Origin of the sequence: Maribacter stanieri, assembly GCF_900112245.1 — a bacterium.
Taxonomy (GTDB): Bacteria; Bacteroidota; Bacteroidia; order Flavobacteriales; family Flavobacteriaceae; genus Maribacter; species Maribacter stanieri.
The window spans coordinates 192,600-213,241 of record NZ_FOYX01000001.1; the positions used below are offsets into that span (position 1 = coordinate 192,600).

A 20,642-nucleotide genomic window follows, 5' to 3' on the forward strand; every position below is an offset into this window, starting at 1 on the left:
TCGATAACCGAGATTAAATGCTACAAGACTTATCTTAAAGTTACTATACTACCTACAGTTCTATATTTAATAACTGACCCGTAAGTTGCAGTAATTGAAGCTCTGCCAATTTTGCATCGTACTTTGCCAAATTCTTATTGGTCTGGGCATTCAATAAATTTATCTGTGCCTGTCTAAACTCAATAGATGTTATACTTCCCAATTGAAACTGCTCGCGAGAACGTTCAAAATTGTTTTGGTTTGTAAATACATTCTGTTCTTGAATTTGATATATTTTTAAAAGATTTTCATACAATGCCATCGCATTCTGCATATCTCTATTAACTTCTAATTCTACCTGCTTGCGCAATAACTCTTGATTGGCATAGGTGATTTTTGCATTTTTTACACTTACCGTTGTACTACCACCATCAAAAAGATTCCAAGTAAGACTTGCGCCTAAAGAGATACTATTGGCAATTGAATTGGTACCTGGGAATACAGCCCCTGTTAAGAAAGCCGATGGTGCATTTTGGTTTCTGTTCCAACCATAAGAACCCGTTAAGTCTAATGTTGGTAGATACCCAGACTTGCTAACCTTAATATCATAATCATTAATGCTCAAATTAGATTCCGTTTGAAGCATGGCAACGTTATTCGTCATTGCCTGATCCATGAATTCTACTATCTGAAATTTAGGTAAGAAAACAATGGTGGTATCTACCTGATACTGCGTATTTAAATCTTGGTTCAATACCACATTTAAATCGCGTTTAGCATTCGCCAGTTGTTGTTCCGTATTTAATAAATTGATGCTGTCATTGGTTTGATCAACCTGAGCATTCAATATATCTAACTTAGTGTTCTGCCCATACTCAAAAGAATACTCTGATCTCTTAATTCTATCCGTTGAAATTTCCAATGCCTGCTTTTGTACATTTCTATTCTCGGTTAAACGAGCAATTTCAAAATACACACTGAACATTTGGATCATGGTATTTTCAATAGTCTCACGAGCTTGTAACGTACTTAATTGATACTGCTCTTTTAATCTCTTGTAATTATAAAATCTTCCAAGACCATCAAATAAAGTATAATTAAGATTTAAAGCTGCGTTATACCTTTGGCTTTCCGCATCATTTACTTCAATATTACCCCTATCGCTACCATCTTCATTAAATTGACCCGGAAACTCAGTAGTAGTATCATTAGTATTGTACGTTGCACCAGCAGTACCTGTCAACGTAGGCAAATATCCAGAGTTTAAAAGGCTTGCATTATTATCCGCAATGTCCACCTGGTTTTTGGCAATTTCAATACCGTAATTATTCTCCAAAGCCTTAATAACGGCTTCTTCTTTAGACAGGGTTTTCTCTTGTGCAAAAACTACACAAACAGGGAGAAATACTAATAATATGATGAATTTAAATCTACTCATTACAACTTATCTATATTCTTATGTGATTGTGAACCTTCTATTTGGTCTTGATGACTACCGCCTTCAATTGCATGTTGCGAATGACCTTCTAAATGGGCGGCTTCTTTTCTTTCTTTAATTGCTCTTTCCACTTCTTCTTTCGTAATCTTATGACCAGAAGCAAATGATCTATTCTGTGCTTTTAGATTATTACTGAAAGACAAAAACAATGGTAACATTAATAATGTAAGTACCGTTGCAATACCAATACCGTAGGCTATAGAAATTGCCATTGGTTTTAAGAATTGTGCTTGTCTACTTGTTTCTAACATTAGTGGCGCCAAACCTGCAATAGTTGTAACAGATGTAAGGAAAATTGCCCTGAACCTAGACTTACCAGCTTCAAAAATGGCATTATCAAATGTCATACCCTCACGTAAGTTTGAATTAAACTTACCAATGAGCACCAGACCATCATTCACCATAATACCTATTAAAGCAATGATACCCAATATAGAAAGTACGTTTATTGGGAAGTCATGGATCCAATGTCCCCAAGCTACTGCTGTAAAACTAAATGGCACTAAAAGCAATAACATTAATGGCTGACTGAAACTTCTAAACGTAAATGCGATTGTGATGTAGATTAAAAGTATTACAGTGAAACCTACCAATTTCAAAGAACCGGTTAATTTCTCTAATTCTCTATTTTGACCTTCATAAGACGCACTTACCGTTGGATACTTAGATTGTATCTCTGGCATGTGTACATTCTGAATTTCGGTCATTATTTCTGTTGGACTATCCTTTACATCTTTCATATCGGCAGAAACCTGAATTTCTCTTCTACCTTCCAAACGGTTAATAGCTACATCGCCACGAACAATAGTATAATCTGCTATCTCACTCAATGGAACACGTTCACCAGTAGGGGTTACAATACGCATATCGTCTAAATTAGATATCGAAGAACGCTCTTCCCTATCGTAACGTACCCAAACTCTAATTTCATCTTGTGATCGCTGAAAACGTTGTGCCTGTACCCCAAAGAAGCCCGCACGAACTTGATTCATTAGCGTCTGTAAATCCAAACCTAACAAATAAGCATTCTCCTTTAATGTTAATCGGATCTCTTTAATACCCGCTGGGTCATTATCGGCAATATCCTTTAACCTTGGGTTCTTAGTCAATATACTTTTCAACTCAGTCTTAGCAGCTTTAAGCTGTTCTATATTGTTACCTAATAACGATACAGAAACTGGTAACCCACCAAAGTTACCACCAGAACCATATATTAAACTTTCAACACCCAATACCGGACCAACAAGCTCTTCTAACCTTTTGGTTACCATATCGGCAGAAATCTCATTTGGTCTTTCTTCACCTGGTAATAGGTTAATTGTCAATACCGCTGAAGAAGATCCTGGACCTAATCTTTTAATAACATTTTCAAATACTTCTTTGTCTGACCCTACAATATACCTTTCTGTTAATTCTTGGTTGACAATCTTGGCTTTCTCTTCTATTAATGAAATAATAGAATCTGTAATTTTTTCATTGGTACCATTTGGCATCTCTAATTCTATACCTACACGGTCACTGGCAATTCTTGGAAAAAACGCAGTTCTAATAATACCACCACCTACAGACCCTAAAGTCAATATAAAACATGCCGCAATTACAGAAAATACAAATATTTTGTACTTCATAGAAAAGCGTAATACCGGTGTATACAATTTATCACGCATCCAAACCATTAGCTTATCTCCAAATTCGTTGATAACCCTAAGTTTAGCAAATGCATTTGCGAATCCGCTTTTTGGTTTATTATCTATTGGCTGTAATGCTTTTGAATGCGCCAAGTGAGCAGGTAAAATAACTAAGGCTTCCACTAATGACACTACCAGAGTCAAGATTACGATAACAGATACTTCACCAAAGAACTCTCCAATTCTACTGTCCAAAAACAAGAAAATTGAGAAGGCCAGTATCGTAGTTATAATAGCAGAAATAATTGGAGGCAATACCTCCATAGTACCATCGACAGCTGCTTGCACAGGTGATTTTCCTTTTTCATAGTGCTGGTAGATATTCTCAGCAATTACAATACCATCATCTACCAAAATTCCGATTACGATGATCATACCAAACAATGACAATACATTGATGGTTACATCAAAGAAACCAGCAAAAACGAACATTCCTAAGAACGCTACCGGTAAACCAAAGGCCACCCAGAATGCTAATCTTGTGTTCAAGAACAGTGACAAGAAAATCAATACCAACACCATACCCATTATGGCGTTCTCCGTTAATAACTGTGTTCTTTGATTAAGTGTCGTAGACTGATCAGAAACAACATCTAACTTAATGTTATTGTACTTCTCATTAAATTCGTCAACATATTCATTAACCTGATCCGCCGCTAAAATAAGATCTTCATTATTAGTACTTGTAATAGAGACACTAACAGATAAATTACCGTTAAAATAACTTGCATTTGGTGTTTCGGCAAAACGATCCCTTACCACGGCCACGTCTTTTAAACGTATTACGTTACCAGATTGATCTGCCCTAACAACAAGATTATTTAGTTCACTACCATAATACGAACGGTTATTGGCACGAATTAAATACTCTTCGGCATCAGTTTTAATATTACCACCGGTTACAAGTATATTGGCATTGCCAACTGCACTTGCTACTTCTGAAAACGAAAGACCGTATGCCAAAAGATCATTCTCATTCACTGCAATTTCAATTTCCTCATCTGGAAAACCAGAAATCTCTATTTGAGATATACCGTCCATTGCACGTAGGTCATTCTCAATTTCCCTACCTACACTTTTTAATGTTGCCAACGGAATATTTTCACCACTTATGGCAAATGATATGGTTTGGCGAACAGTTTCTAACTTTGAAACTATCAAAGGCTCCATACCCGTTGGAAAGGTTGGTACTCTATCTACCGCATTCTTCACTTCCAACAACATAAAATCGATATTCTCGCCTTTCTCGATTTCTACGTTAATTGTACCACTATTCTCTCTGGACGTAGAGGTTACACGATCAACACCTTCTAAACCTTTTAAGTTATCTTCTATCTTAAGAACGATACCTTCTTCCACCTCTTGTGGTGAAGCACCTGGGTAGGTTATAGTAATAGCAATGTTCTTAGAATCCGTTAAGGGAAAGTAAGATGACTTTAATGCCTTTGCACCAACGATACCGAAAAGTGCAAAAGAAATTACTACAACATTAACGGCAACATGATACCGAATAAAATATTCTATCAGTTTACGCATTATCCTTTTGTATTTTCTGGTTGTTCAGCATAAATTTTCACTGCCATACCCGTATAAGCTCCGCTTATTGGTTTTGACACTATAGTAACACCATTGGGAACGTTTTTAAGAACTACACGTTTATCTGAAAAATAAACGGGCTCTACGTCAATGACATCAAGTATAGAATCTCTTACAATAAAAATCTTGTTGCCTTCCAATAATAGTCCTCTATCGACCTCAATAGCATTCTCCTCTTTTTTAGCATCAAGATCTGCCTCTAAGTACATGCCTTCCCTTAGATTTTTATCTTCTACCTCTATGTATGCATTTACGGTTTGGGTCGCTTGATCAATACTACCATTGATTCTAGTAACCTTACCTTTATATGTGCTGTTATCATCTAAATTGGTTAGCTCTACCGATTCGCCTACTTTCAACAAATCTGTATAACGTTTGCTAATGGCAACCTCTAACTCATATACTTCAGTATTGATAAACTCGCCTAGTTTTTGACCAGACCTAACCAAAGTACCTTCTGTTACTAAAGTCTCGGTAAGAACACCCGAAAATGGTGCAGATATACGATACTTAGAAAGTCTTTGCTCTAAATTCTTAACATTGTAATAACTAGTTAAAATACCTCTACCTGATATAAAGAATTTTTCTTTCTCCGTAGTTAGCTCAGGAAGTGCCGGAGTGCTTTTAGACATATCGAAGTTAGAAAGATAGTCTTGCCATTTGGAATAGATATCCGGATAATCTAATCTTAGATCTGGCATAACTGCCGTTAACTGATTAAAGAGATTACTTTTTGCAGATTGTACGCTTGCAGCATATTCATCTGCATCTATACTTATAATTGTTTCTCCTTGACGAAAGGCTTGTCCTTCTTTAAACAACTTACTGCCTTTCTTAAATACACCTTGAACCTCAGCATATAATTCTACACGTTGCTTAGCTGTTAAATTACCATTTGCAGATACTACAATTGGCACTGTACCATTTTCAACTACTTCTGTAAAAACTGTTTTCACAATTTTCTCAGATTTGGGCTTGAATGTTTTTTTACTATCAACAATATACCCCGCTAAAAAAAAGGATACTACAATTAGTAAAATACCTAGTACGGTAAAAATAATCTTTCGCATTTTATTATAATTTATAAGCGTATTTCAAAAAACACAGAATCAAAAATAGTTTTAAATATCCTTAAGGAATATGCTAATTAAATGAAACGACCAAATTCAGAAGTGAAACGACTTTGAACCAATATCAGTTTAAACCAGTATAATACTTAACGAACATCCTTTAAAAAATCAAGCTTCAAAAAAACCAAAATAAATTTCTTTCATCTGTGTAAACATTCAAAATAGTGTTAAAACAGAACGAGTATTTTATAATGATTTTAACTAGAAACTTTTGGAAATCAATTAATCGTTCGCGAAACTACAAAAAATCCATTCTGACATTGAGCGGAACAATGGTTAAAGTAATCACAAAAAACACCGTGATTTTTGTTTTATCTATATAAAAAAAGGGATGCTTTCACATCCCTTTACCTAATATTATATTGTTTTTTAATTTCGTTTTACGTCTTCATATTTAGTATCTACTAAACGTGTTCTACTTGCTTCTGTAGTCCCGAATTTCATGTTTAAAAATTCATCATCACTATCAAAAACAGCTAGTTTTGTACTTTGCATTCTTAACAATGAATTTAATGATCTAAAATCGTTGCCTTGCAATTGCACAAACTCAAGATTGCTCAAAGAAGCCATACCACTTGGCATATCTCCTTCAAACTGGTTATATGATAGAATCAATTCTCTTAAATTAACCAAACGCCCTAAATCTACTTCAATGGCACCTGCTAATTTATTACCGAATAACTCTAAACGCTCTAGATTACCTAATTTTTCAATTGACTTAGGAAGACTACCTTCTAAATAGTTGCTAGATAAATTTAAAGTTTTAAGGGTTGAAATTTCTCCAATTCCTTCAGGAATAGTTCCTTGAAATAAATTATTGAACATAGACAACTCTTCTAAGCTCTTCATTTTAGAGTAATCTTGAGGTAATGTACCTGTCAGCTTATTCATTTCTAAACGTACAGAGGTCAATGCTTCTAATTGAAACATATCTTTAGGTAAATTTCCTTCAATAGTATTAAAAGCAAGATTCAGCGTTTTTAAATTTGAAAGTGCAGAAATACCTTCGGGTATTGCACCTTTTAAATTGTTACGGTATAGCTTTAAACTGGTTACATGACCGTCTATAATCTCTACACCATACCAAGAGGAGGGATCTGCCTGTAAGTTCCACTTATTCTGCCATTGCTCACCAAGTGTACTTTTGTTGAATTCTATTAAATATTGCTTCTCACTTTTTGGTAGCTGCGCATTAACTGCAAAACTGCAAGCCAAAATGAGCATGAAGCAGGTATAGTTAATAATGTTTTTCATAATGAAAAAGTTAAATTATTTGGGGACATTTTTAATAACACTTTTCGTCTTAGCACTGTCATTTAAAAGTACTGCCGTAAAAAGCACTTATACCATAACGTGCAAAAAATACATTTATGATACTTTACGAACGTTAATGTTCAAAAAGAAGAAAGAGATGCTGTTCAACATCTCTTTCTTTCACCAAACTAACTAAAAGTGTAAACTACTCTTACTCTTCTATATCTTCAAACTTCGTGTCTGCCATTCTGGTCTTACTGAAGTTGATATCTTTAAATTCTAATTTTCTGTCTTCTTTGTCATAATCAAAAACTAAATATTCTTTCGTTTCTAAAAATTCTAAAGCTTTAAAAGAACTGAAATTATTGTTCTGTATTTGAAATACTTCTAAACTCGCTAACTGAGAAAACTCATTAGGTATATCGCCAATAAGTCTGTTATTGGCCAAAACCAATTCTTTCAACTTACTTAATTTGCCCATATCTCTTGGTATGGCGCCTTCTAATCTATTTTCAAAAAGACCCAAAGTTTCTAATTGAGATAATGCACCTAATGAACTTGGTATATCTCCATAAAATTCATTACTAGAAAGATTTAATACTTTCAAGCCCGTTAGATTACCTACCGTAGCAGGAATTTCACCAGTAAAGAAATTATTGAAAGCTGATAGTTCTTCTAATTGTAATAAACTACCAATACCTTCAGGCAACTCACCATTAAACCTATTCATTTCTAATTTCAATACTTTTAAATTAGATAGGTTCTCTATTTCTGAAGGCAATTCTCCGGTAAGAGAATTGAACGCAAGGTTCAGCACCTTTAAATTTTCTAAATTCCCAATTTCAGAAGAAATTGATCCCATTAGATTATTGTGGAATAAATTAATCCCTACTACTTTATCATCTTCAACAGTTACACCGTGCCATTGAGAAACCGGAGTTTTTAAATCCCATTTCTTAACCCAATGGTTTCCATTGGTAGATTCATAAAGATCTACTAAAGCTTTCTTCTCTTTTTTAGAGACTTCTGCAAAGCAAACTGTTGTCAGAAATAATAAACTGAAACTTAAATAGTATAGTTTTTTCATGTGATGGTGGTTTGGCAAATTCTATTACTAAGAATTATCCTACAAATTTGAACTAATAACGTTGAAAACTGAAATTTTATCGTTGATTGACCCCTGTTTGTTGTGAAAGTAGCAGAACTTGTTGTGAAAACACTAAAAACGTATGTGAAGTAATTGCTTCTTACCCTAAAGATTCAATATCAATTGTAAGAATTTCCCAATCTTTCATAAGTGTTTCCAGCTTTTTCTTTTTCGCTTGGTAACCATCGAAAAAATTAGCTTTTGCAATGGTAGCATCGTAATCTACCAAAAGGTTATGGTCTATCTCTTTTATTTCTTTTTCAAGAGAACCAATTTTACTCTCAATAGAACTTAATTGATTTTTTAGACTCTTTAATTTCTTTTGATCTTGAAAAGAATTAGATGGTTTAGATTTTGTCTTTTCTGCAACAACTGCTGTTTTTTTCTCAATAGCTCTAAAATCTTCAACCTTACGCTGCTCTAAATAGAAATCTACATCACCTAAATACTCCCTAATTTTTTGATCTTTAAATTCATAGACCTTATTAGTAAGACCTTGTAGAAAATCTCTATCGTGAGATACCAATATTAAAGTTCCTTCAAAATTTAAACAGGCTTGTTTTAGAACGTTCTTAGATTTAATGTCAAGGTGGTTGGTAGGTTCATCCATCACCAGAACATTAAAAGGTTGTAATAACATTTTTGCAAGTGCCAAACGGTTACGCTCGCCACCAGAAAGTACTTTTACATACTTATCCACTTCATCTCCCCTAAATAGAAAGGATCCTAAAATATCTCTTACCTTACTTCTATTCTTTTCATTGGCAGCATCTATCATGGTATCTAAAATAGTCTTGTTACCATCTAAATACTCTGCCTGGTTTTGAGCAAAATATCCTATTTGTACGTTATGCCCAAGCTTTAAATGTCCGTCATACTTCAAATCACCAACAATAATCTTTGCTAAAGTAGATTTACCTTGACCGTTTTGCCCTACGAAGGCAGTTTTACTATCACGTTCTATAAGTAAATTAATATCACTCAACACCAAATTGCTACCGTATGCTTTAGAAAGTTCTTCTATTTCTACCACTACCTTACCTGGTGTAACAGATATAGGAAAACGAAGACTCATAACACTGTTATCATCTTCATCTACCTCTATACGCTCTATTTTGTCTAATTTTTTAATCAAAGACTGGGCCATTGAAGCTTTGGTCGATTTTGCCCTAAACTTTTCTATTAATCGTTCTGCTTGCTGAATTTCTTTCTCTTGATTCTTTTGAGCGTTTACTTGTTGCTGTTTAATTTCATTTCTTAACACCAAGTACTCCGTATACGGCTTGTTATAGTCATAAATACGCCCCAACGAAATTTCTATGGTTCTGTTTGTCACATTATCCAAGAACATTTTATCGTGAGATACAATGACTACTCCACCGGTATAATTATTCAAAAATTGCTCGAACCAAATAATAGATTCAATATCCAAGTGGTTGGTAGGCTCATCTAAAAGCAATACATCATTACTCTGCAATAATAATTTAGCAAGCTCTATACGCATACGCCATCCACCAGAGAACGTTTCTGTCTTCTTATCAAAATCTTCTCTTCTAAAACCTAGACCCTGTAAAATCTTTTCTGTTTCTCCTTGATAGTTGTACCCACCTAATATTTCATAATGATGGCTAACATCATTCAAGTCTACAATAAGCTGACTATACGAATCTGATTCATAATCTGTACGTTCTGCCAACTGATGATTGATTTCATCAAGTTTTAACTCTAATGCCTTTATCTCTTCAAAAGCTTGGTATGCTTCTTCTAAAACCGATCTACCTTGAACAAAATCTATATCTTGTCTTAGAAATCCAATTTTAATATCCTTTTCTACCGCTATTACACCGGTATCCAAAGCCATATCCTTATTCAATAATTTCAATAAGGTTGATTTTCCCGCCCCATTTTTACCTACTAACCCTACTCTATTACCCCCATTTAAACGAAATGAAATTTCTTCAAATAAGTATTCTCCTCCGAAAGAGACTGATAGGTTGTGAACGTTTAACATAAATTCTAATTATTCTTATAGTTACTTAAAAACCTCATTTTTAATTCTGATAATTTTTAAGCTAAATTATTCTTGTAACTGTAGATATACGACCTGAAAAATATCTTAAAATCGTACCTTAGTGTAAAGTTTTGCAAATGTTAAAAAAAGGAAACAAACTCTACAGTATTTTAACAGGAAGTTGTCCAAGATGTCACCAAGAAAGCATGTATTTGGACAAAAACCCTTATCATATGGGTAAAATTTTTAAAATGCATGAGAGATGTGGTCATTGTGACCTCAAATATAAAATTGAACCGTCGTTCTTTTATGGTGCTATGTATGTGAGTTATGGTGTGGGAATTGCCTTTGCCGTAGCTGCATTTGTTATAGCTTATTTATTTATAGGTGCAGACCTTATAGAGACGTTTATCGCCATCGTCATAACCATGATTGTTTTTATGCCTATTATCATGAGATTATCTAGAAATATCTGGATCAATTTTTTCATTAGCTATGATGCTAAGGCAACAATTAAAAAAACTCATGCTTAAGTGAAACGTGCTATATTTATTTCTTCCAGTAATGACACATTAGACTCAATGCGGTCATATAGTGATCTTGCAGCCCAAGGCGCTATTGTAATACCGTGAGAACCAAAACCATTTAATACCCATAAATTATGATATTCATGATGTTGACCAATCAATGGTCTTCTATCTTTTACCGTAGGGCGCATTCCTGCTTCGTGATCAACAATCTCATAAGTACAATCTAAAAGACTATCTAGCTTAGTCATTAGTTCTCTTTTTGCCTCTTCGGTAGTCTTATTATCCTTTTGACCTCTATTATAGGTTGCACCAACCTTATACAAATCATTACCTAAAGGAATTAAAAATATGGATGATTTTATGATATTACGTTCATTTAAGTCTTTTGCCTTAATGACTATATATTCACCTTTTGACCCTTGCATTGGTAAATAATTGAAATACGGATTCTGCATTAATCCATAGCCCTCGGTGAACACTATATTCGTAGCCTTTATATTTTTATATTCAATAAAACTCGAATCGATTAGAAGCTGGTCGTAATCGAATGTTTCTGAATATAGTAGATTCTCTTGCTGTAGCCATGTCTCATAACTATCAAAAAGAAACTTCATATCTAACTTTCCAGTTTCAAGAACTTTACCAAATCCGTTTGGAACCTTAAGTCCTAAATTTTCATTTTTCACCAATGTAGTATCTAAATAAGGTTTCAGTTTTTCCTTATCAGCTGCTTCAAACCATAAATTCTGTTCTTCTATTGATGCAAATTTGCGCAATACATTCAGCTTTTCATCAAACCGTACTTTTAGAAAATTTTCAAGCTTTGTGTAGAAATCAGTAGCAATAGGCAGCTGTTCATCTGCCCTCCATGACAGTGTAAAACGCTTTAAAATAACAGGATTATAAAGACCTCCAGCAACGCGAGACGATGTTTGAGACCTATCATTAAAAACAACGAATGTCTTGTTATTTCTACGAAGGGTATCGCAAAATGTCGTTCCGGCCAAACCCAGTCCTACTACCATATAATCTACCATGTCGCAAATGTAATGACAATTGAATAAAACCTAATACAAAATCAAAAGGCCCAATCTTTCGATTGAGCCTTTTTTATGTGAATTGGATTTTCAGTACGCTTAATAAGCCCACATGTCTTGTTCCTTATCTCTAATTGCTTCTTTAATACGTTTTGCTTCCAACAACTGGAACAAAGCATTGTCAGCAATGTAGTCATCTACTTTTCTATCGCCTTGTACGTTATCTTCTTTATAAATAACCGCATCGAATCTTCTTGCATTTAACAGCATATCAAAAGAAATAGGCTGAGCTGAATTTTGTGAATTAAATACTTTAGCCTCGTGTAACATTTCACGTGCATCTGGATACCATACCCAGAAAAGTTCTACCATATCTGGATTATCATCATCCATAAAGTTAACATCTGGCGCTACTGGAGCAATACCTAAAAGACGGTATTTCAATTCTCCCTGTCTCTTATCAAAATACCAGATTCCCTTTACGTGATATTCTTCAATATCAGCTGCAGAAATACTTCTACGAGTAATATACTCTTCTGAAACAGTTTCTCCTGCATTCATTTGCTCATACCCGTAATCTAGAGTATCAACCATTTGTAAGGCATCTTTTAAATCATCAAAAGATCTTTTTTTAGTGAAATAAGAATCTGTATAAGTTTCTAATTTTCCACTCTTTAAATTTTTAATTAGAACGTGGTATAATGACCTCCTATCTGGGCCAATATCCATAGTATCTGTTGGATAATATAATGGGAAATTAACTCTCTCATCTAAATCTATGGTCTCCCATAAAGTTTTAGACCAAAGTATATCCCTATCATCTACATAACCATATTCTAACGGAGCATCGTTATCCACAGCTTTTTGCGCTTCTGTACGAATACCAACCTCATCTGGTTTTTTAGCATTCAATACATTTGCTTGGGCCATCATTGATAAAGGTAACATAGTTACCACTCCCATTACTAAAACATTTTTCCAATTCATGTTTGCTTCACTTTAAAATTAACCGGGTAAAACCATAGGGCTTACCCGGTATCATTCTACTTATTTAGTTTGTAATCTCCACAACTACTGGAGAAACTTTCTTCAACTTGTAACTTTTATTATTTGTGATATAAGCTTCGATATCAAATATTTGAACGATATCTCCTCTTTTAGCACGTGATAAAGCTGATTTTGCTTTACTATCCATTTTATTTCCTCTTACAGAAACAGTTGGTTGACCTGGTACTTTAAATTTAAATCCGCTTACTGCAAGGTTTAAATCAAAATCGAAGTCTTCTAAGCCAGCACCGATCGTAGCGATCTCAACATTCCTTTTTGGAAGTTTAATACTACCTGTTTGCTTACTTACACTACCTTCTGGTCTTGGAATATCTTTAATTCTAAACTCAGACTTAGAAGATACAGCTTGACCATCTGGCAAAGTACCTGAAGCTGTAATAGTAACGTTTCTTCCAGTTCCTGGAGTCATTACATATTTACTACCACTTACAGCCTTAAGACCTGGAGCAGATGCTCTTACTTTGTTATTTGGTATACCTGGTATAGAGATAGACATTGGGTTAGCAACACCTCTATATACAACATTCATTTTATCAGCAGCAATCAAAGCAGCATTAGGCTTAGATATTGTTGCGAAAGAATTTTTAACCTCAACAGGAATTTCTTCACCGTCTTGCTTAAAGTAGATAGTACCTTTTACTTCATGATCACCAGCAGAACCAGAACCAATCAACATTTTAACACCACCAGCTTCTAATTTGTAATCAGAACCTTCAGATAATTTTCTACCATCTAAAGTCAACTCTGCTCTTACAGGAGTAGAAGAATTATCAGTTTTGCTGATAATGATTTTACCATCATATTTCTCACCTGCATAGTATGCAGATTTAGTAGATGAAAGAGAAGTTGCAAAGTTCTTTAAAGAAACTTGGTTTGTTAGCTCACCTTCTAGCATAGATTTTAAAGCTGCTTCTTCAGTAACTTTAACGTCTGCTTGTAGTGCAGTTAACTTTGCAATAGATGCAATTAAAGGATACCCTTCGTAGTGATAGTTGATCCAATCTTGCATACCATCTTTAGCTTGAACTTTACCTTCAGCATTTCCTGTTTGAAAACGATCGATAACTGAACTTTTTAAAGAAGCTGGTACAATTTTAGCAACATTATCTCTATAATCAGTAAGTCTTTTTAAGAATTCTTTACCACCTTCTGAAAGGTTGTCTCCTTGAAAGAACTTTTGATCTAAGTAATCTGACATGTCCATTCTTGCATAATCCTTAGGATTTTCAAGACCTTCTGTCATTCCAGTTTTAAGTCCCTCTAAGTAATCATAATACTCTTGAGACATTGACTTAATCTGTTGAGCATTCTTGTACAGCTTGTCATATTTAGCTGCATCTTCAGATGCTTTAGTTTCCAGACTACCTAAGAACGCTTCGTTACTTGCGGTTGTCATTGCGTTTGAAGTTTCTAGCTTTTCATTCATTATACCGAATGCGGCTAATACCTCTTTACTCATGTTTAACGCCAACATTGCGATGAAGATCAAATACATTAAGTTGACCATCTTCTGACGTGGTGAATTTTTTCCTCCTGCCATGGATTTATTTTTTAGATTTTAATTAATAATTGACTTGGGTTTTATTAAAATCCAAATTAGTTTTTACTCATTGCAGATAACATACCACCGTAAACACCATTCAATGAAGAAAGGTTTGTAGATAACGATGCCATTTGATCTTTAAGTGCACTTGCATTTTGAACAACTTCTTCATTTACTGAAGCTTGCTTGCTTGCACTTTCTAATTGTACTTTATAAAGACTGTTCAAAGACTCCATTTGAGCTGCAGCTTGAACCATTTCACTAGAATATTTCTTAGTAGATTCCATTGCATCAACTGTTGGAGCGATACCTTTAGCAGCACCTTCAAAGTTTTTAATGCTAGAACCTAAGCTTTCCATTAGACTTGCATCTACACCAGCTTCTTTTAACAAATCATCTAATTTCTTAGATAAAGATGCTTCTGCTTCTTTAACTTCTGTAGCCGCTTGTGCTTTTTTAGGTGCACTGCTTTCACCACCAGCTAATTCTGGGTATACTAATGCCCAATCTAAATCGTCATCTACTGGTTCAAATGCACTGATCGCAAAAATAAGTGCTTCTGTTATAAGACCTATCGCTAGAAGAATACCACCATTTAATGGACCTAACTCCCAGTGAAGAATTTTAAATAATGCACCGATAATTACAACTGATGCTCCTAGGCCGTAGGCCATGTTAAATAATTTTTTTGTGGATTTTGACTGTGCCATGATTTTAATTTAATTTAAGGTTTAATAAAAAAGATTTGGTTAAAAATTAATTTGAATTTATTATAAAACTGTTATTATTATTATTTATTGCGTAGAATCTTCTTCGCCCATATAATCTTGTACTGTTCTGAAACCTATGTAACTACGAGCTGAATCTGCATATTCGTAATCTCTAGTACTTACTTGTAAGAAGTAAGCAACATCTTTCCAAGAACCACCTCTAATGACTTTTCTGGTATTAGATTGATCACCTCCGTTAGGGTTCATTGTTGATACGTAATCATAGGCGCTAGGGTCATAACTTGAGTTTGTCCACTCAGATACGTTACCGGCCATGTTGTACATATTAAAGTCGTTAGGCTCATAAGATTTAGCTTCTACAGTATATAAAGCAGCATCTGCAGCATAATCCCCACGTTGTGGTTTAAAGTTTGCCATGAAACAACCTGTATCACTAATTACATATGGTCCACCCCAAGGATACGTACCACCTTCGATACCACCTCTTGCCGCGTATTCCCATTCAGCTTCTGTTGGAAGTCTAAATTGATTAACGAATTGTCTACCACGACTCTTGTTGTCATCGTTTTTGAATTTCGTTCTCCAGTTACAAAATGCTTTTGCTTGTTGCCAGCTAATACCTACTACAGGATATTCGCTATACGCATCATGCCAGAAATAGTCATTGTGCATTGGTTCGTTATAAGAATATGAGAAATCTCTAATCCATACTGTTGTATCTGGATAAATTTCTACTTCTTCTGTACGGATAAAGTCTTTACGACTACCATTTCCTTTAATGGAAGCTCTTGCTGCAGCTTCAATATCCATCCAGCTATATTTATACTTTAATTTTTTAACGTCAATAGTACGTTGACCGTTATAAGATTCATCTTCAGACAAGTAGATAGAGTCCATTATTTCGGTATAGTACTCATCTGGATAATCTGAAGTATCCCAAACAAGTTCCTCATCTTTGCTCAACGCTCTACCTTCGTAGCCTGTTTCGCCCATTCCAGAGTAATTGTCTAACATATACTTATCGTATACAGATGCTCTAGTTGTATCTGCATCCTTAAATGCATAGTCGCCTATACCTCCTTCTTCAGGTCCGATACCTAACTCATCAGCTAAAATGGCTAACTTGGTTCTAACTATAGAATCCTTCACCCATTCTACAAACTGACGATACTCACTATTCGTGATTTCTGTATCATCCATGTAAAAAGAACGTACCGTAACTGTCTTAGTCGGTGCATTTAATAATTTTGCTTGGTCTTCTTCACTCTTTCCCATTATGAAAGAACCCCTTGGGATAAGTTCCATTCCATATGGTTTTTCTGGATACCACTTTTTTCCCTGGACTCCAGTTAGCTCACCTTTCTGCTTAGACCCACAACTTGTGAGTAAAAAAACAAACGCTATAGAGGATAACAATAGCTTCTTCATACTTTAGGTTAAATTTCGATTATGGTTTAAACTTCAGAATACAATAAATTATTCTAACAACTAAAACTAGGTTTTATATAAAATATTGTATTAAAGTCCTTTAATGCTTTAAAAAAAATAATGTTAATTAAAGCCTTTCTTGTAGGCCTTAAACCACCTTTCAGGAATCTGTTGATTACATGCATCTAAATAATCCTTCTCGGTGCAAGGTAATAACGCTGGTGTATGAGCTTTAGTATGTGAAGTAAAAATAGATGGAACCTCTGTCCACCATCTTTCTGTTAATAAACTTTTGTAGAACACCAATTCTTCATCTTCGCTAGGTACATTATACTTAACAAAGTCATCGGTTTTGGTATATGGAGATTCTTTAATTCTAAAATTGATACCTTCTATGAAGTACCATATTATCTGCGCTATCAGCTGTTGTGACTGTACGGTATTCTCCATTTCGTACAATCCAAAAACAGATACTTTATCACTTATTCCGGCATATCTAGAAATAGCACAGATCTCTCTACCGTTAAATCCGTTAGGAGAAAAATTAGCTGATAAAGAAATTTCACTTGCTTTAACTGATCGCAAATCTAAACTAACCATATGTGCATTTCTAAGCACAGGTTCCGCTAAAGAAATGTCATTTGCAACTTCTCCAAGTCTATAGGCGTCAAAAAATAAACGCTCCATTAAATCTATTTCTTCTTGTGCGTTAAAATAACTTTGATAGCCAATATTTGAGAAATTAAATAGATTATTGGGCTTATCGGTTATAATCTTGCTCATGTAAGAATGTGAAGATATGAGCTCATCTTCTATTCCAAAATCGAACCTGCTATCTATTGCTACCAGGTTGATCATATCTCTAATACCGTCAAAAGCTCTATATGCTGGATAGGTAATATCTTGAGTTGCACCAAGTATAATCGGTATAATATCTTCTTCTAATAAGCCAGCCACAACTTCTTTGACGACAAAATAAGTATCGTCTACAGTAGCTCCTTCTTCAATATCGCCCAAATCTACTATAGTAGCATTCCAGTTTCCTATTAAAAGCTTGTAGAATTGTAATCGTATTGCAGAGACATCTAACTTCTCATGCTTTTTTTCATATGCATTTCTTGATTCCCTTACCCCTACTATAGCTACCGTGGCATTAGCCAACACCGGTAAACCATCCTTTTCGGTATGTATATAGGTGTTTTTACCAATAGATTGACTAGGCAACAACTCATTATGGGCTAAAACTTTGTCCGATACCGGAACTAAAAAATCAAAGGCCATTTATTAAAGGGTTTTGGAAATCATAAAAATACTATACTTACTCTTTTGACCTAAAATTAAATTACTTTTTTGACTTAGGTTTAGCTTTTGCCTTTTTCTTTGGAGTTTTTTTCTTCGGAGTCTTTGCCTCAATCAACTTCTGAGCTTCTTCTAAAGACATATTAACAACATCGACAGTTTTAGCCAATTCTACCTTGATTTTGCCTTTTATTACATTATGACGGCCCCATCTCGCTTTTTCTATACGAATGCCTTCTTCTTCCCAGTTATGTATAACCTTATCTATCTCTTTTTGTTTCTTAACTTCGATAAGCTCTATAATATCGTCGTTAGATAAATTGTCAAAATCGTATTTTTTGTTCACGTTAATGAACATGCCATTCCATTTAATGAACGGTCCAAATCTACCTGTGCCTTTGGTAACCTCCATATCTTCATACATGGCAACCGGCGCATCTGCTTTTTGTTTAGCAATAATAAGTTCTATTGCTCTATCCATCTCAATTTCAAAAGCACTTTCGCCTTTATCCATAGAAATGAATTTTTCGCCAAATTTCACGTAAGGTCCAAATCTACCTACATTTGCTAAAACCTCTTCTCCTTCATAAACCCCTAATTTTCTTGGAAGTTTAAAAAGATCCATTGCCTCTTCATAAGAAATAGTATTCAAAGACTGCTCTGGCAATAAACTTGCGAATGTCGGTTTTTCTTCATCATCAACAGTACCTATTTGTACCATTGGTCCGAATCTACCTAAACGTACAGAGACTTGTTTTCCACTTTTAGGATCTTTACCTAATATTCTTTCTCCGCTTGCACGGTCTGCGTTTTCTTCTACATCTACTACATTAGGATGAAAATCTTTATAAAAATTCTTCATCATTTTCTTCCAATCTTCATCACCGGAAGCAATTTCATCAAAATCTTCTTCTACTTGAGCAGTAAAATTATAATCTAAAATGTTTGCAAAATTAGTTACCAAGAAATCTGTAACAATCATACCGATATCTGTTGGTACCATTTTACCTTTATCTGAACCTACATTTTCGGTAAGATTCTTTTCTTGTATCTTATTTGACTCTAAAATAAGCTGTTGATATTTACGCTCCTTACCTTCTATAGTACCTTTTTCAACATAACCTCTATTAAGAATGGTAGAAATTGTTGGGGCATATGTAGAAGGTCTACCAATACCTAATTCTTCTAACTTCTTAACCAAAGATGCTTCAGTAAATCTATAAGGTGGTCTTGTAAAACGTTCTGTAGCCGATATAAAATTATTTAAAAGACGTTCGCCATCTTTCATAGCTGGCAACATACCTTCTTGTTCTTCCGCAACATCTTCATCATCTACACCTTCCATGTAAACTTTTAAGAAACCGTCAAACTTAATAACCTCACCATTTGCAGTAAACTCTTCTGAATGCTTGCTAGCCTTAATCCTTACATTGGTACGCTCTAATTGGGCATCGCTCATTTGAGATGCAACCGTACGTTTCCATATTAGGTCGTATAATTTAGATTGATCACGCTCCAATGATGGAGATTGATTACCCATATCTGTAGGTCTGATGGCTTCGTGAGCTTCTTGAGCTCCTTTAGACTTACCTGTAAAGTTTCTAGTTTCGCTATATTCTTTACCGTAATTTTTAATAATCGCTTCTTTTGCAGACGTCAATGCCTCATTAGAAAGATTAACACTATCCGTTCTCATGTAGGTAATTAAACCTGCTTCATACAAACGTTGTGCTACCTGCATAGTTCTACCTACAGAAAAGTATAATTTTCTTGATGCCTCTTGCTGTAATGTAGAAGTTGTAAAAGGTGCTGATGGTGATTTCTTAGCAGGCTTTTTATCTAATTTACTTACCGAAAAATCTGCAGAAATATTCTTCTCTAAAAAAGCTTTTGCTTCTTTCTCTGTAGCAAAGGTTTTATTCAATTTGGCAGAAAAAACACTACCTGCTTCCGTTTGAAATTCTGCTGCTATTTTAAATGAAGCTTGTGGCTCAAATGCCTCAATAGCTCTTTCTCGTTCAACTATTAACCTTACAGCAACAGATTGAACACGACCGGCAGAAAGTCCCGGTTTAATTTTTTTCCAAAGTACTGGTGATAATTGATAACCCACCAAACGATCTAAAACTCGTCTAGCCTGTTGTGCGTTTACAAGGTTGTAATTAATTTCACGCGGATTTTCAATTGCTTTTTGAATGGCGGCTTTTGTAACCGAGTTAAAAACGATTCGTTTTGTCTTTTTCTTATCTAGACCTAGCTCTTCTGCCAAGTGCCAAGAAATAGCTTCTCCCTCTCTATCTTCATCACTCGCGAGCCATATAGTTTCTGCTTTATCGGCAAGACTCTTCAACTTTTTAACTAAAGCCTTCTTGTCTTTATCAACTATATATTTGGGTGTAAAATCGTTATCGACATCTACTCCCAACTCTTTTGAAGGTAAATCAGCAATGTGACCAAAGCTTGATTCAACCTTAAAATCTTTTCCCAAAAACTTCTCTATAGTTTTGGCCTTTGCAGGAGACTCAACAATTACTAAATTTTTCGCCATCAACCTTGTTTATACCTACAAATGTATACTAAAAATTGAACTTTAGAATTTTGGAGATTTATTTTTCCCCATATTTCAACAGAGTTTAGCTTGTAAAATCATGAATTTCATTACTATACCCAAGCTTTAAAATTTATCAATACTATTCTTCAAAT

Annotated in this window: 14 protein-coding genes; 1 reads left to right on the forward strand and 13 read right to left on the reverse strand. The window is 34.6% G+C overall.

The features are described 5' to 3' along the window. Positions 1 to 52: 52 nt before the first annotated feature. From BM296_RS00855 to BM296_RS00880, 6 genes are all read right to left on the reverse strand, one after another. On the reverse strand, positions 53 to 1,417 hold the full coding sequence (locus BM296_RS00855; protein ID WP_027066053.1) for a TolC family protein: 1,365 nt from the start codon (positions 1,415 to 1,417) through the stop codon (positions 53 to 55). Continuing rightward, the gene (locus tag BM296_RS00860; protein WP_091900709.1) at positions 1,417 to 4,701 is read right to left on the reverse strand and encodes an efflux RND transporter permease subunit; all 3,285 of its coding nucleotides are present in this window, start codon (positions 4,699 to 4,701) and stop codon (positions 1,417 to 1,419) included. Before BM296_RS00860 ends, BM296_RS00855 begins: the two co-directional genes overlap by 1 nt. Beyond that, complete coding sequence (locus tag BM296_RS00865) at positions 4,701 to 5,831, reverse strand: efflux RND transporter periplasmic adaptor subunit (RefSeq protein ID WP_027066052.1); 1,131 nt, start codon at positions 5,829 to 5,831, stop codon at positions 4,701 to 4,703. The genes BM296_RS00860 and BM296_RS00865 overlap by 1 nt, the downstream gene beginning before the upstream one ends. Before the next feature lie 429 nt (positions 5,832 to 6,260). Beyond that, positions 6,261 to 7,145, reverse strand: coding sequence for a hypothetical protein (locus BM296_RS00870; protein WP_091900711.1), 885 nt, complete (start codon positions 7,143 to 7,145; stop codon positions 6,261 to 6,263). A 211-nt stretch (positions 7,146 to 7,356) separates the two neighbouring features. Continuing rightward, positions 7,357 to 8,232, reverse strand: a complete 876-nt coding sequence (locus tag BM296_RS00875) for a leucine-rich repeat domain-containing protein (RefSeq protein WP_091900713.1) — start codon at positions 8,230 to 8,232, stop codon at positions 7,357 to 7,359. 160 nt (positions 8,233 to 8,392) lie between these two features. Next, positions 8,393 to 10,303: an ABC-F family ATP-binding cassette domain-containing protein gene (locus BM296_RS00880; RefSeq protein WP_091900715.1), complete on the reverse strand. Its 1,911-nt coding sequence runs from the start codon at positions 10,301 to 10,303 to the stop codon at positions 8,393 to 8,395. 137 nt (positions 10,304 to 10,440) lie between these two features. On the opposite strand from BM296_RS00880, the gene BM296_RS00885 reads away from it, so the two are divergent. Continuing rightward, positions 10,441 to 10,836 carry a DUF983 domain-containing protein gene (locus tag BM296_RS00885; RefSeq protein WP_036146004.1) on the forward strand — a complete coding sequence of 132 codons (396 nt, stop codon included), beginning with the start codon at positions 10,441 to 10,443 and terminating at the stop codon, positions 10,834 to 10,836. On the opposite strand, the gene BM296_RS00890 is transcribed toward BM296_RS00885, so the two are convergent. The 7 genes from BM296_RS00890 to topA form a co-directional block, all read right to left on the reverse strand. Then, positions 10,833 to 11,870 (reverse strand): NAD(P)/FAD-dependent oxidoreductase, encoded by a 1,038-nt coding sequence (locus BM296_RS00890; RefSeq protein WP_091900718.1) that lies wholly within the window; start codon positions 11,868 to 11,870, stop codon positions 10,833 to 10,835. The two genes, BM296_RS00885 and BM296_RS00890, sit on opposite strands and share 4 nt — an antisense overlap. Positions 11,871 to 11,969: 99 nt before the next feature. Further along, positions 11,970 to 12,857, reverse strand: a complete 888-nt coding sequence (porN, locus tag BM296_RS00895) for a type IX secretion system ring subunit PorN/GldN (RefSeq protein WP_027066046.1) — start codon at positions 12,855 to 12,857, stop codon at positions 11,970 to 11,972. Positions 12,858 to 12,921: 64 nt separating this feature from the next. Beyond that, positions 12,922 to 14,478, reverse strand: coding sequence for a type IX secretion system motor protein PorM/GldM (porM, locus tag BM296_RS00900; RefSeq protein ID WP_027066045.1), 1,557 nt, complete (start codon positions 14,476 to 14,478; stop codon positions 12,922 to 12,924). A gap of 56 nt (positions 14,479 to 14,534) precedes the next feature. Next, positions 14,535 to 15,191, reverse strand: coding sequence for a type IX secretion system motor protein PorL/GldL (porL, locus tag BM296_RS00905; RefSeq protein ID WP_027066044.1), 657 nt, complete (start codon positions 15,189 to 15,191; stop codon positions 14,535 to 14,537). Positions 15,192 to 15,275: 84 nt separating this feature from the next. After that, on the reverse strand, positions 15,276 to 16,640 hold the full coding sequence (gene porK / locus BM296_RS00910; protein WP_027066043.1) for a T9SS ring complex lipoprotein PorK/GldK: 1,365 nt from the start codon (positions 16,638 to 16,640) through the stop codon (positions 15,276 to 15,278). Between the two features lie 123 nt (positions 16,641 to 16,763). Then, positions 16,764 to 17,921, reverse strand: a complete 1,158-nt coding sequence (locus BM296_RS00915; protein ID WP_027066042.1) for a formimidoylglutamase — start codon at positions 17,919 to 17,921, stop codon at positions 16,764 to 16,766. A gap of 61 nt (positions 17,922 to 17,982) precedes the next feature. Beyond that, positions 17,983 to 20,487 (reverse strand): type I DNA topoisomerase, encoded by a 2,505-nt coding sequence (gene topA / locus BM296_RS00920; RefSeq protein ID WP_027066041.1) that lies wholly within the window; start codon positions 20,485 to 20,487, stop codon positions 17,983 to 17,985. Positions 20,488 to 20,642: the final 155 nt, after the last annotated feature.

Bases quoted from the DNA above. Each gene is read 5' to 3' on its own strand.
- BM296_RS00885 (WP_036146004.1), top strand. From the start codon at position 10,441: ATGTTAAAAAAAGGAAACAAACTCTACAGTATTTTAACAGGAAGTTGT.
- BM296_RS00870 (WP_091900711.1), bottom strand. From the start codon at position 7,145: ATGAAAAACATTATTAACTATACCTGCTTCATGCTCATTTTGGCTTGC.
- BM296_RS00855 (WP_027066053.1), bottom strand. From the start codon at position 1,417: ATGAGTAGATTTAAATTCATCATATTATTAGTATTTCTCCCTGTTTGT.
- BM296_RS00915 (WP_027066042.1), bottom strand. From the start codon at position 17,921: ATGGCCTTTGATTTTTTAGTTCCGGTATCGGACAAAGTTTTAGCCCAT.
- topA (WP_027066041.1), bottom strand. From the start codon at position 20,487: ATGGCGAAAAATTTAGTAATTGTTGAGTCTCCTGCAAAGGCCAAAACT.
- BM296_RS00865 (WP_027066052.1), bottom strand. From the start codon at position 5,831: ATGCGAAAGATTATTTTTACCGTACTAGGTATTTTACTAATTGTAGTA.
- porK (WP_027066043.1), bottom strand. From the start codon at position 16,640: ATGAAGAAGCTATTGTTATCCTCTATAGCGTTTGTTTTTTTACTCACA.
- porN (WP_027066046.1), bottom strand. From the start codon at position 12,857: ATGAATTGGAAAAATGTTTTAGTAATGGGAGTGGTAACTATGTTACCT.
- BM296_RS00875 (WP_091900713.1), bottom strand. From the start codon at position 8,232: ATGAAAAAACTATACTATTTAAGTTTCAGTTTATTATTTCTGACAACA.
- BM296_RS00860 (WP_091900709.1), bottom strand. From the start codon at position 4,701: ATGCGTAAACTGATAGAATATTTTATTCGGTATCATGTTGCCGTTAAT.
- porM (WP_027066045.1), bottom strand. From the start codon at position 14,478: ATGGCAGGAGGAAAAAATTCACCACGTCAGAAGATGGTCAACTTAATG.
- porL (WP_027066044.1), bottom strand. From the start codon at position 15,191: ATGGCACAGTCAAAATCCACAAAAAAATTATTTAACATGGCCTACGGC.
- BM296_RS00880 (WP_091900715.1), bottom strand. From the start codon at position 10,303: ATGTTAAACGTTCACAACCTATCAGTCTCTTTCGGAGGAGAATACTTA.
- BM296_RS00890 (WP_091900718.1), bottom strand. From the start codon at position 11,870: ATGGTAGATTATATGGTAGTAGGACTGGGTTTGGCCGGAACGACATTT.